The 11,643-nt window shown below is 45.8% G+C and carries 14 protein-coding genes; 7 read left to right on the top strand and 7 right to left on the bottom strand.

The window, feature by feature from the left end:
• Window positions 1-182 (bottom strand): hypothetical protein (locus tag RMO79_RS16885; RefSeq protein WP_310484376.1); only part of this gene is annotated, 182 nt, incomplete at its 3' end.
• 24 nt (window positions 183-206) lie between these two features.
• Here RMO79_RS16885 and RMO79_RS16880 point away from each other — a divergent pair.
• The 4 genes from RMO79_RS16880 to RMO79_RS16865 all read left to right on the top strand — a co-directional run bounded on the left by RMO79_RS16880 (window position 207) and on the right by RMO79_RS16865 (window position 4,181).
• Window positions 207-881, top strand: coding sequence for a DNA-3-methyladenine glycosylase (locus RMO79_RS16880; RefSeq protein ID WP_310484375.1), 675 nt, complete (start codon window positions 207-209; stop codon window positions 879-881).
• 32 nt (window positions 882-913) lie between these two features.
• Window positions 914-2,422 carry a UbiD family decarboxylase gene (locus RMO79_RS16875; protein ID WP_310484374.1) on the top strand — a complete coding sequence of 503 codons (1,509 nt, stop codon included), beginning with the start codon at window positions 914-916 and terminating at the stop codon, window positions 2,420-2,422.
• A gap of 199 nt (window positions 2,423-2,621) precedes the next feature.
• On the top strand, window positions 2,622-3,821 hold the full coding sequence (locus tag RMO79_RS16870; RefSeq protein WP_310484373.1) for a class I SAM-dependent methyltransferase: 1,200 nt from the start codon (window positions 2,622-2,624) through the stop codon (window positions 3,819-3,821).
• Window positions 3,822-3,938: 117 nt separating this feature from the next.
• A complete protein-coding gene (locus RMO79_RS16865) occupies window positions 3,939-4,181 on the top strand; it encodes a 2Fe-2S iron-sulfur cluster binding domain-containing protein (RefSeq protein ID WP_310484371.1) in 243 nt (80 codons plus the stop codon).
• Between the two features lie 71 nt (window positions 4,182-4,252).
• Here the strand turns inward: RMO79_RS16865 and RMO79_RS16860 are convergent, their stop codons facing one another.
• The 3 genes from RMO79_RS16860 to RMO79_RS16850 all read right to left on the bottom strand — a co-directional run bounded on the left by RMO79_RS16860 (window position 4,253) and on the right by RMO79_RS16850 (window position 6,756).
• Window positions 4,253-5,020 carry a CAAD domain-containing protein gene (locus RMO79_RS16860; RefSeq protein WP_310484370.1) on the bottom strand — a complete coding sequence of 256 codons (768 nt, stop codon included), beginning with the start codon at window positions 5,018-5,020 and terminating at the stop codon, window positions 4,253-4,255.
• A 96-nt stretch (window positions 5,021-5,116) separates the two neighbouring features.
• Window positions 5,117-5,998, bottom strand: a complete 882-nt coding sequence (locus RMO79_RS16855) for a DUF2382 domain-containing protein (protein WP_310484369.1) — start codon at window positions 5,996-5,998, stop codon at window positions 5,117-5,119.
• Window positions 5,999-6,393: 395 nt separating this feature from the next.
• On the bottom strand, window positions 6,394-6,756 hold the full coding sequence (locus tag RMO79_RS16850) for a hypothetical protein (RefSeq protein ID WP_310484368.1): 363 nt from the start codon (window positions 6,754-6,756) through the stop codon (window positions 6,394-6,396).
• A 39-nt stretch (window positions 6,757-6,795) separates the two neighbouring features.
• Here RMO79_RS16850 and RMO79_RS16845 point away from each other — a divergent pair, with 39 nt between their 5' ends.
• The 3 genes from RMO79_RS16845 to RMO79_RS16835 all read left to right on the top strand — a co-directional run bounded on the left by RMO79_RS16845 (window position 6,796) and on the right by RMO79_RS16835 (window position 10,954).
• Window positions 6,796-8,757 (top strand): FHA domain-containing protein, encoded by a 1,962-nt coding sequence (locus RMO79_RS16845; protein ID WP_310484367.1) that lies wholly within the window; start codon window positions 6,796-6,798, stop codon window positions 8,755-8,757.
• A gap of 315 nt (window positions 8,758-9,072) precedes the next feature.
• On the top strand, window positions 9,073-10,191 hold the full coding sequence (locus RMO79_RS16840) for an iron-containing redox enzyme family protein (RefSeq protein ID WP_310484366.1): 1,119 nt from the start codon (window positions 9,073-9,075) through the stop codon (window positions 10,189-10,191).
• Window positions 10,151-10,954 (top strand): SAM-dependent methyltransferase, encoded by an 804-nt coding sequence (locus tag RMO79_RS16835; protein ID WP_310484365.1) that lies wholly within the window; start codon window positions 10,151-10,153, stop codon window positions 10,952-10,954. The genes RMO79_RS16840 and RMO79_RS16835 overlap by 41 nt, the downstream gene beginning before the upstream one ends.
• Before the next feature lie 134 nt (window positions 10,955-11,088).
• Here RMO79_RS16835 and xseB read toward each other — a convergent pair whose 3' ends face one another.
• The 3 genes from xseB to RMO79_RS16820 all read right to left on the bottom strand — a co-directional run.
• Window positions 11,089-11,295: an exodeoxyribonuclease VII small subunit gene (xseB, locus tag RMO79_RS16830; protein WP_310484364.1), complete on the bottom strand. Its 207-nt coding sequence runs from the start codon at window positions 11,293-11,295 to the stop codon at window positions 11,089-11,091.
• A complete protein-coding gene (locus tag RMO79_RS16825; RefSeq protein ID WP_310484363.1) occupies window positions 11,279-11,500 on the bottom strand; it encodes an exodeoxyribonuclease VII large subunit in 222 nt (73 codons plus the stop codon). Before RMO79_RS16825 ends, xseB begins: the two co-directional genes overlap by 17 nt.
• Window positions 11,410-11,643: hypothetical protein (locus tag RMO79_RS16820; RefSeq protein ID WP_310484362.1), on the bottom strand; the 234-nt coding region annotated here is incomplete at its 5' end. The genes RMO79_RS16825 and RMO79_RS16820, both read right to left, overlap by 91 nt.

Here is an 11,643-nt window from a genome sequence, read left to right as displayed (position 1 = left end):
TCATAGTGGCGATCGCTAACTCTTACCCACAATTTTAAGCGTGTCGAGCCAGTAGGTAATCGTCCGACAATTTTGCGAAAACTCAACACGATTGCCGAAGGCAGGTCTTCGACCAACGAGAATAAAACTGATGCGATTATCGAACGATTGAGTCGCGATTGATATTTCGGGAGTCTTGGCATGTATCGTTCTAGCGTAGCTCTAATATGACACCAGTTATTCCCACGGAATGGTTCGATCGATCGGCTGTCAGTGTCGCACCAGATTTAATCGGTTGTACCTTGGTGCGTCAACTCCCCGATGGGCGACAATTACGGGGGCTAATTGTCGAAACCGAGGCTTATCAAGAGGGCGATCCGGCTTGCCATGCTTATCGCAAGCAAACCAAGCGCAATCGGATTATGTTTGGCGATCCGGGCTATGTTTATGTCTATTTAATTTATGGTATTTATCACTGTGTTAATATCGTTACAGATCGATCTGGCGTGCCGAGTGCGGTGCTAATTCGGGCACTAGAGCTGGATGAACAGACGTTAGCGAGCATTCCACTCAAACCCAAGGAAGAGCCAGAACGGGTAGCCGCAGGGCCGGGGAAACTCTGTCTGGCGATGCAAATCGATTTAGAATTATATGGGACGAAACTAGAATTTGGACGATCGATGTGGATCGAACATCGATCGGATCTGGTGGAGATCGCGCAAACCGATATTAGACAAGGCGACTGCGCCGATGGTAGGCAACCTCAACTCGAATTGGTGCAAACCACTCGGATCGGACTGACTCAGGGGGTAGAATTACCCTGGCGGTGGTATCTCAATGGTTGTAAAGCTGTCTCCAAAACCGTCCCCTATTCCCGATCCCCTACCCCCTATTCCCTTTAGAATAGAAACATAACGTTACATAGGGCGATCGCATGGCGGCGGACTTCAGAGAATTTTTAAAAGTACTCGAACAACGGGGACAACTGCGGCGCATTAAAACGCTGGTAGACTCCGACTTAGAAATTGCCGAAATCTCCAATCGGATGTTGCAATGTGGCGGCCCTGGCTTATTATTTGAGAACGTCAAAGGAGCCAAATATCCGGTTGCTGTGAATATTATGGGCACCGTCGAGCGGATCTGCTGGGCGATGAATATGGAAAAACCCCAGGAACTAGAAGATTTGGGGCGCAAATTAGCGATGCTCCAGCAGCCCAAACCGCCGAAAAAAGTCGCGCAAGCAGTCGAATTTGGGAAGGTATTATTCGATGTCCTCAAAGCCAAACCCAGCCGAGATTACTTCCCACCCTGCCAACAGATTGTCGTCCAAGGAAATGACCTAGATTTAAATAGTCTGCCTTTAATTCGCCCTTATAGTGGCGATGCGGGCAAGATCGTCACCTTGGGCTTGGTAATTACCAAAGATTGCGAGACGGGTACGCCCAATGTGGGGGTGTATCGACTCCAGTTGCAGTCAAAAAATACGATGACGGTGCAATGGCTGTCGATTCGTGGTGGCGCGCGCCATCTGCGGAAAGCCGCTGAACGGGGGAAAAAATTAGAAATTGCGATCGCACTCGGCGTACATCCCCTAATTATTATGGCAGCAGCGACCCCGATTCCGATCGATCTATCCGAGTGGTTATTTGCCGGGATCTATGGCGGCGGCGGGGTTAAATTAGCCAAATGCAAAACGGTCGATATTGAAGTACCCGCCGACTCAGAATTCGTGCTGGAAGGGACGATTACCCCTGGGGAAGAACTGGTCGATGGCCCGTTTGGCGACCACATGGGCTACTATAATCAGTCTAAATCATGCCCGTTGATTCGCTTCAATTGCATGACTCATCGCAAAGATCCGATCTATCTGACGACATTTAGCGGTCGTCCGCCCAAAGAAGAAGCGATGATGGCGATCGCACTCAACCGGATCTACACGCCAATTTTACGCCAACAGGTGCCAGAAATTGTCGATTTTTTCTTACCGATGGAGGCATTGAGCTATAAAGCGGCGATAATTGCGATCGATAAAGCTTATCCCGGACAAGCCAGACGCGCTGCACTCGCTTTCTGGAGTGCCCTACCTCAATTTACCTATACCAAATTTGTCATCGTCGTCGATAAGGATATCAATATCCGCGATCCGCGCCAAGTCGTCTGGGCGATTAGCTCTAAAGTCGATCCGCAGCGCGATGTCTTTATCATTCCCGATACGCCCTTCGACAAACTCGATTTTGCGACTCCGAAAGTCGGCTTGGGGAGTCGGATGGGCATCGATGCCACGACAAAAGTTTATCCAGAAACCGAGTCTGAATGGGGAGAACAGTTAGAGTCAGATCCGACAGTGGCGGCGATGGTAGACAGGCGGTGGCGCGAGTACGGTTTGGCAGATATCAATCTAGATGAAGTCAATGCCAATTTATTCGGTTACGACATGAAATAGCTGGCGGTTAGGGACTTGCAAATTAATAAACTATCATCGATCGCTAGTCTGGTGCGTTATGCTGCACAGATAACACACCCTACAATTTTGAAGCTGACCGCTAATTTTATCCAGAAAGAAGCTACTATGACTACGTGAAAGTAGCAAGTACGCCAATAAAGATACAATAGCGATCGAGTCTTCAAGCAGCGATCGAGTTATGGAAGCCAGTCCCGCCCAGATTAGTCAAGCAGTTCAAAATCTCTACGATACCTACCCCTTCCCGCCCGAACCTTTGCTCGACGAGCCGCCCCCAGGGTTTAACTGGCGGTGGCAATGGGATGCGGCTTATAATTTTTGTACTGGACAGATGCCAGTACGCCGAGATATTCGGATTCTCGATGCGGGTTGCGGTACGGGGGTGAGTACCGATAGCTTGGTGCATCTCAATCCTGATGCGCGGGTAACGGCGATCGATCTGAGTCCTGGCGCGCTGAAAGTTGCTACCGAACGCTGTGCGCGATCGGGTGCGACGCGGGTAGAATTTCATCATCTGAGTCTGTTCGATGTTGCCCAGCTACCGGGGGAATTCGACCTAATTAACTCGGTGGGAGTGCTGCACCATACCCCAGACCCAATTCGCGGTATTCAAGCCTTGGCGGGCAAGCTAGCCCCCGGTGGGTTGATGCATATTTTTGTCTATGGCGAGTTGGGGCGGTGGGAAATCGAACTGATGCAAAAAGCGATCGGGATGTTGCAGGGTGACAAGCGCGGCGACTATCAAGATGGGGTTAAAATCGGTCGATCGGTATTTGCATCGCTCCCCGAACATAATCGCATTCTCAAGCGGGAAAAGGAACGCTGGGCGATGGAAAATCATCAGGATGAATGTTTCGCCGATATGTACGTTCATCCCCAAGAAATTGATTACAATATCGAGACGTTATTTGAATTAATCGATGCTTCTGGGTTAGATTTTGTCGGTTTTTCCAATCCCGATTTCTGGAGTTTGGAGCGACTGTTAGCTAAAGCACCTGAAGCATTGGAACGCGCGAAACAGTTAGATATTCGCGCCCAATATCGGCTGATTGAATTGCTCGACCCGGATGTCGCTCACTATGAATTTTTCTTGGCGAAACCGTCGTTACCAACTGCGATAGATTGGACGCAAGATAACACTTTACTAGCGGCAATTCCTTATCGGCATACTTGTATTGAAGGGTGGGAAAGTCAGAATGTGTTTAATTGCGATTGGAAGTTAATCAATCTATCCGATGCTGAGTTTGCTTTTATGCAAGCTTGCGACAAGAATCAAGGACAATTGACAGTTAGCGAGATTTTACAGTCTAGCGAACTATCGATCGATAATATTCGATCGCTACTCGTAAATAAAATGATTATGTTGAAGATTAATAACTAGTCGCGACGACAGATCCCCGACTGTCTTGTCTCGCTAAACCGTCGGGAAACAGAGGCGTGCGCGAGCCACTTCTTAAAGAAGTCGGGGATCTAAACACACCGATCGATTAACAAATTTATGTCTGTAACCGTTCATTTTTTACCCGATAAAGTTACCATCACTGCCGAACCAGGCGAACCATTATTAAATGTTGCAGATCGCGCGGGAATTACGATTCCGACTGGTTGTTTGATGGGTTCTTGTTATGCTTGCGAAGTGGAAATCGAAGGGCGAGAAAACCCCGTGCGGGCTTGTTTGGCAAGTATTCCGATCGGTGAATCGATAACGATCGTTCATCTATATGACGATCCGATTTGGTAAAATTCCCTACTTAAAATAATAGGGGAGATTTATAAATCCCCCTACTTATTACCTAATTTAGCTAGCTTTACTTAATTGCGATCGCCTAAAATTTGTGTCTTAATGCTGTTGAATTGTTCGACTAGTTGGTGACGATCGCGTTCGCGAATTAAGTAATTCCACACAAATCGACCTACATAAAACAAACCAACTAGTTTGAGCAATGGCGAAACGAGCGGGATATCGTCGATCGCACTCAGTCCGGCAAATGCAAGTTTAGTGACAATAAAAGCTAGAAAAATTATGCCTAAGTTTGTCAGCAGTTGGCGGTTATTTTTGAAGAATTCAGTAATAGATACTATTACTTCTTCAAAAAATCCGGCGGTGTTTGCTGGGATTGATTCTAACTGTTTTGCAAATGACTCATTTGAAGTTTCATCATCATTAATGATGGCTTCATTAGTAGGCACTGCTGGCTCAGGTAAAGGTTTTTCGAGATCGATCGCAGGTTTTGTCGGTAGTGCTAACTCAGTCGATATTTCATCATCATTGCTGATGTCTTCCGCCGCAGGCATGTCAGCTAATTCGTTTGGAGTTATATCGTTTGTCATCACCGTTTCTTCGGCAGGAGCATCGATGAGCGCGGTTGGCGGTTCGTCATAATTAATGACGGTATCAGTCGGAATATCTACTGAGATCGATGACTCCGAATTATCGGTGGTGGATTCAGTTGGTGATTGAGTAGCTACCAAACTTTCAGACTCTTTAGAAATAGAATTATCTGCTAAATCGGTTTGGACATTTTCATCTTCATACTCATCGATTCGCATAATTTCGTGTAACGCAATATCAGATTTCATGGTATTAGCCCCAGTAAATAAAATTTAGGTTAATTTCGATCGTCTAGTTAGATAGTTTCGAGGATCGTATCGATCCACTATGATGCGATTATTAAATTAGTTTTTGGTTTCGACTACAGAATGACCTTCTACATTGACATCTAACTCTTCGCGGCGAAGTTGTTCTTGGGCGGTAACAGTTTCTTTATCTACGACTTTGCTAACGCGGACTTCTTCTCGAACGAATGCTTCTTTATGGAACTCTGGAACTTCTTCGTAGACTTCCATCCGGGCAACTTCGCCTGATTGGAAGTTGGTATCGCTAGGAGTAACTACGGAGCCAGAATTACCAGGGATGCGCTCGACGACAATACGTTCTTTTTCGACGGGTACCGATGCTGTGGCTGTTTCAGTTTCGATATGTTTACTAACGATCGCTTCGCCAGTTTTTTGACGATTGGTAGTCGTAACTAGTCGTTCTTCGTACAGTTTGAGACTGGAATGATTTTGTTCGTTTAAGTTGTATAAGTTGGGTTCTTTGTCGTAATTATATGTATCGCGATCGGCTACCATACTTGTAGTAGTTGGCGGCATATTTCGCATGTCCTCGGCACCCGTCATCGGCGGGCGATTTTGTTGCATAGATGTTGCCGGACGGTACACATTTCGGATTTGCTCTTCGCGATCGTAATCAATTTTAAGATCGTCGGTAAATTCGGGTAATGCTTCGGCTTGCGCTTTAGTCAAATTTTGGGCATAAATTCGCGTACTATCGGCACTTACATGTGCCAAACCGATCGGTAATAACACTTTTTTGCCAACAATCCATACGCCAGTATTAATTACTAAGTAACGAAAACGTCCGCCGTCGTCTACTAAAACATCATCGACCGACCCAATTTTCTCTTCGCCAGCATACACATCTAAGCCTTTAATCTCGCGACCGTTAAAGTGTTGTTTGTAATCTGGATTGAAGTCTGCAATCTTGTGAAGAGCCATTTTATTTAATCCCCTGATTAAAGTATTAAAAACTTATGTATCTAAAAGTCTAGATGCTGGACTATTTTTAGCGATCTCTCATTTTGTAGATCTGGAGGTTCCATTGGAGAGAGATTGGACGGGGAGACGGGGGGACTGAATCCAGGCGTGGTAATCTCAAATGGTACATCCAGCCACCAACCGTCGATGCCGCGTGCGATCCAATATTCAGCAATGCCCTCTGTAAGGAAAAGTGTGGATTGTGAATTGTGAACAATGAGTATTTATCTTCTCCGTCCCCCGTCGCCCCGTCTCCCAGTTACACAACATACTGTGTCAGGAGCAATTAGACTTTTAAAACACCCTCTTAGGCTTTAAGCTCTAGATGTTAGGGAATTAATTTAATTTCCCTACACCTATTTTACCGGAGTTAAATAACCGACCTTAATTATTATCCAAATACTCCAGATACAGACCCCCAGATAAAAACAATACCCCCGAACTCTAATTCGATCGGATAGTTTTGCGCTGTTCTGAATCAGCCACAATGCGATCGCAAATAATGGCATCGAGACAAGCGCGATCCCGAGAAAGCTCATCACTCCAGTATCGTAATATCCACCTGCTTCGATGAGAATTAGTTTGACAAAAGCAGCAAGATAAGCACAGAGATGAATGCAGATCTGTACGATTGAAATCGTTCTAAATAATCGATCGGATGCCATAATGTCCAAAATAATAGCAGAGAGGATCGTGGGAACGAGCAAAAGATCGCTCATCCTGCTAAGATCGATCGTTAAATACTTAGACAATCAATCGTGCAAATCCGTTTGATGTGGGAAGATCCAGCAACAGGAGAACGCAAAGAACCCCTGTTAACAGTACCTATCGCTCTAGGGCGAGAATTTGCGCGACTACCAGAAACATTGGGTACCGAGCGAGTGAGTCGGATTGTCTTAAATAGCCTAGAAGTATCGCGCTATCATGCCTCGATCGAAGTCCTGCAAGACAAATTAATAATAGTCGATCGCGGTAGTAGTAACGGCATTATCGTCAATGGGAGCAAACAACCGCAGCACGAGATCGCACCGGGTGATGTCATTCAACTCGGAAACTACCAAATTTCGATCTCCATTCCCACTAATTCTCAACCCCTAACTACCCCAGCAAGCCAGTCGCAAATCGGCTTCAATGCTGTCACCAATCGACCAGATCCGCGCATTACACCACCGCCAGTGGTGCGGGTGAATAGCTGTTTACCGCCGATCTTCCAACAGTCTCAGATCGATCCTCAAACCATCCACGCCACCGGATTGCCCGTCGAAGAAGTCGAATATGCCACCATTGGCGGCGGTTTGGGCAGTTTTATCTGGGTAGATTTACTCAGAGTTGGGGGCGTGAGTCTCGATCGGATCCGCGTATTGGGGATGGAGCAACAACCCTACGGACGCTACCAGCAACTCTGTCTCAATACCCAGATCGTCCCGCAAGAACGGCTCAGATCGCCTGCGGATGCCTGCCCCGATAATCTTTGGGGTTTTCCGAATTATGCCACCTTAGAGGCGGTTAAAGACATCGCTAAGGGGAAATTACGATCGGGATTGAGTCATCTCTGGCAAGTCTTCGCCGAACCGACGCTAGCAAGTACATATACGCCCAAATCTGGCGATGTCATCGCGGCGATCGATCGCGAAGCCGCCCGGATTAGTTGGCGCAAAATGACTCGCACGGCGCATGTCGAGGCAATTCGCAAGACTACCGACGGTCGATATGCGATCGTTTATACCTGTCAACAACCCACCGATTATGCTTGCACGATCGCGCGTTACGTGCATATCGCCACTGGTTATCCCGCACTCCAATTTTTACCAGATCTCCAAGCATATCGCGATCGCACTCAAGACTTTAAAACCGTCGTTAATGCGTACGAACCCCACGAACATATTTACGAGTCTTTAGCTAACTATGGCGGAACGGTATTATTACGCGGTACCGGAATTGTCGCCGCCCGAATTTTACAGAAACTTTACACCCTCAGACGCAATAACGATCGAGTCGAAATTCGCGTCATTCAATTACTCCGCTCCGCTAAGATTGAAGGGAATAAATACGGTTTAGCCGATCGAAAAGTCGAACACAATTATGAATTTCAGCCCTTCAACTGGCCGAAATCTGCATGGGGAGGACAGTATAAAACAATCCTCGAAAATTCCACCCCAGAACAGCGTCAAAATCTCCTCGCCGACTGGGGTGGCGTAACGACCATAAATCGCCCCGACTGGCGCAAAATTATAACTGGCGGGATTAATAAAGGTTGGTATCAGATTTTTTACGGCGAAGTTCAGCAAGTCGTCCCTCACTCCACACATGGCGGTACGATTACCACCGTTAAAGAATCAGGTATCAAGGGCGATATTCAATTAGAATCTGACTTTATTATCGACGCTACCGCTGTAGATGCACCAATTATGGCGAGTCCCTTATTGCAAGATTTAGTCCAGCAATATAATTTACCGCTCAATCAATTAGGCAGATTGACAGTCAATCCTGAATTTGAATTAACAGAAATGGCAAATCAAACAGGTAAAATTTATGCATCTGGCTCGATTACCCTGGGTAATTATTATGCACCCGTGGATAGCTTTTTAGGGTTGCAATATGCGGCTTTTAATATTACCCAAGATTTATTAGATCGCAAAGCGATCGAACTCAAACCATTAGTATTATCCCGATCGTTAGTGCAATGGTGGAAATGGATGAACAATCGATCGCCAAATTAGATCTCAGAGGATGTTTGAAAAGGTTTTTTAGCGATGATATTACGATACTCTGTGGAAGTTTTAGCTAAAATTAGCCCAAATAAAGCACCATTTAGATCTTCATACAGCTTTTGCCTGCGCTCTACTAGCCATAAAAGTCACTTGGGGGAGGTACCCGCAGATCTGTAACAAATACTACTTTTTATTCACTACTTGTCTATCTTACGAGAGATAAAATTATTATCCTTGCCTGAGTACATTAAGAACAGGTTGATGGCAAGATCGTTACATTAGCGCGATCGCCTCAGCATTCTCTTCACTAAGAATGTACGAATTATGGTTTTATTGCGTCCAGATCTGCCTTCTATCGATGAAGTCAAGGATTTTGTGTCTCCAGCACCGCCAGATTACGATCGAGCAGAACAGCTATTTATTCAGATTTTAACTACAGAAAATCTCGATAGACAGGTAATTGCTAAACAGGGCAAGGAAGATGTCAAATTGGCAGTGAAAGAGTTTGAAACTGCATTGGAAATTGCTTTAGCAATTGCTTATACCAATCGGGCAACACCAGAGAGCGAAAATCGGTTTTTGCAGCGGATTCTCTACCGGATCAACCGACTTAATTTTATCTGGTACAAAGATTTAAATGAATATACTAACGAGCGTTCGCTCTATGTGCGATGGGTACGCGATCGCATCGAGGAGCCTTGGCAAGCCTGGGAATCAGCCCAGATCGACCTCAATCTAAATAATTTGTCAGCAGATGACATTAAAGCGGCTTTAATCGCGCGAGGAGATGACGATTTAGCACCGCCAATATCGGCAAATAAGCGGTATTTACGACACGAAATGACCCTAGAGAGCTATCGTCACCTAATTGCGATCGCTTCTTTAGATGGGTTAGTAGAATCGAGTCGGCTGTGTCATTTGTTAGGTGGTGCTAGCAATGAAATCCAGGCGACATTGATCCGCGTCTTGCTCGAAGAATATGGCAATGGTCGCCTCAGTCGCAAGCATTCTACTTTCTTTGCAGAAATGATGGCAGAACTTAACCTTGATTCGACACCAGAAGCTTATTTAGATTTGGTGCCCTGGGAAGTTTTAGCCTCAATCAATCACAATTTTCTGCTTACCCAATGTAAGCGCAACTTCTTACGTTACATCGGTGGCTTTACCTACTTTGAAATTGTTGGCCCTTCAGTCTATCAAGACTACATTGCTGCCGCTGCTCGCTTGGAACTTTCCGAAACCGCCAAAGGATATTGGGAATTGCACGTCAAAGAAGACGAACGACACGGACAATGGATGCTCCACAACGTCTCATTACCGCTAGTCGATATGTATCCCCAGCACGCGTGGGAACTCGTTCTCGGATACGACCAAGACAAGTATATGAGCGGTCGCGCTGGCGATGCGGTCGTCAAAATTATTCAAAATTCAACCTTTAATTAAAACCCAAATGAATTTGCTCCAAACACTAGCAGATCGAGACAATACCTCGGTTCAATCTTATTCGCCCAATGAAGTATTTTTCTGTCCCAAAGAATCTCAATTTTATTCTCAATGTTTAGAACGGATGGTACTCAATCGTTGTACCAGTTCGGATCTGGTAATTGAGTTTGGTTCTGGTGATGGTAGCCCAGTAATTCATAGCTTGCTTAGAACTCCTTTCAAAGGCAAAATTCACGGGTATGAATTGAATTCTACCTCAGCTAAACTGGCGCAATCACGAATCGAGCGGTATCGATTAAGTGACAAATATGTCGTTCGCCATCAATGTTTTTTTGAAGGTTGGCAACAGTCTGGAGCTAATTATCTGATTGCCAACCCGCCTTATTTACCTGCGCCCGATAATGATATTTACATGCCATCTTTGCATGGCGGAGCTGATGGAGCGGCAATTACCAAACGTCTATTTACAGTCGGTTGCGATTGGGTATCATCGCTAATTTCTGCCTATTCAAACCCCGTCGAAACGATTGAGTATGCGATCGATTGTGGGTATCAAGTAATTGATTTTACAATCGCGCCATTAGAATTTGGCTACTATAGCTCCGAATCAAAGGTGAGAGAGACAATTAGCGCACTCAAAAGCGATCGTAAAGCTTTCTATTCGCCGAATATTTATCTACTGGCTGGCGTACTATTTGAAAAGCAAGGTCGAGGCTCCCACGATCTATCAGCAGAACTACGCCAAGTGATGACTGCTTTTTAGCTAGTATTGCTAACTTGGGGATACTTACAATCGTCACCCCCAGGTGAGCATCGTAAATTAGCGATCGCTCTAAAATAATTCGGCTGCTTCCCGATGACTGCAACTCATCGAGCGATCGCAGTAAGTAAATATCGCTAAGAATTACCCAAATTTTCTAATAATAATTCCACCCGCTGACTGTGTTCGGCTAGAAAATTTTCACATTGCTGCAAAGATGCGACCGCGATCTCAAATTGACTGAATACTTCAGCTAATTCCAGATCGCCACCTTCAATCTGCGCTAATATTTCCTCAACCCGATCGACTGTTTCTTCATACTTCCAATTATTTTTCTTCGCCACGATCGACCTCTATTACGTTTACTTTTACTCGTCCTCGACCGAGTTGAATCGCCAACTCTTCACCCACAACCAATCGATCGCCATCGCGGACGAGCGTGCCATTAGTTTTCCTCACTAAGGCATAGCCGCGCTGCAAAACCAAGCGCGGATCGAGGGTTTGGCACCGCTCTCGCAGGTGTGAGTGCTGTTGGGATACAGTTTGCAATTTGGCGGCGATCGCCCGCTGGAGACGTTGCTGGAGGCCGTGGAGCCGATCGATTCTACAATCGCATTCACCCCAGAGTTACGCACACAGAAACGTTCGCCTGCCATGCCGTTGATGTAGATTTCGCCGCTGGTGGCTCCGTA

This window comes from Chamaesiphon sp. VAR_48_metabat_403, assembly GCF_031422475.1.
Lineage (GTDB): Bacteria > Cyanobacteriota > Cyanobacteriia > Cyanobacteriales > Chamaesiphonaceae > Chamaesiphon.
This window is presented reverse-complemented; position numbering and strand designations above follow the sequence as displayed.

Bases quoted from the DNA above. Each gene is read 5' to 3' on its own strand.
- RMO79_RS16880 (WP_310484375.1), top strand. From the start codon at position 207: ATGACACCAGTTATTCCCACGGAATGGTTCGATCGATCGGCTGTCAGT.
- RMO79_RS16875 (WP_310484374.1), top strand. From the start codon at position 914: ATGGCGGCGGACTTCAGAGAATTTTTAAAAGTACTCGAACAACGGGGA.
- RMO79_RS16870 (WP_310484373.1), top strand. From the start codon at position 2,622: ATGGAAGCCAGTCCCGCCCAGATTAGTCAAGCAGTTCAAAATCTCTAC.
- RMO79_RS16865 (WP_310484371.1), top strand. From the start codon at position 3,939: ATGTCTGTAACCGTTCATTTTTTACCCGATAAAGTTACCATCACTGCC.
- RMO79_RS16860 (WP_310484370.1), bottom strand. From the start codon at position 5,020: ATGAAATCTGATATTGCGTTACACGAAATTATGCGAATCGATGAGTAT.
- RMO79_RS16855 (WP_310484369.1), bottom strand. From the start codon at position 5,998: ATGGCTCTTCACAAGATTGCAGACTTCAATCCAGATTACAAACAACAC.
- RMO79_RS16850 (WP_310484368.1), bottom strand. From the start codon at position 6,756: ATGAGCGATCTTTTGCTCGTTCCCACGATCCTCTCTGCTATTATTTTG.
- RMO79_RS16840 (WP_310484366.1), top strand. From the start codon at position 9,073: ATGGTTTTATTGCGTCCAGATCTGCCTTCTATCGATGAAGTCAAGGAT.
- RMO79_RS16835 (WP_310484365.1), top strand. From the start codon at position 10,151: ATGCGGTCGTCAAAATTATTCAAAATTCAACCTTTAATTAAAACCCAA.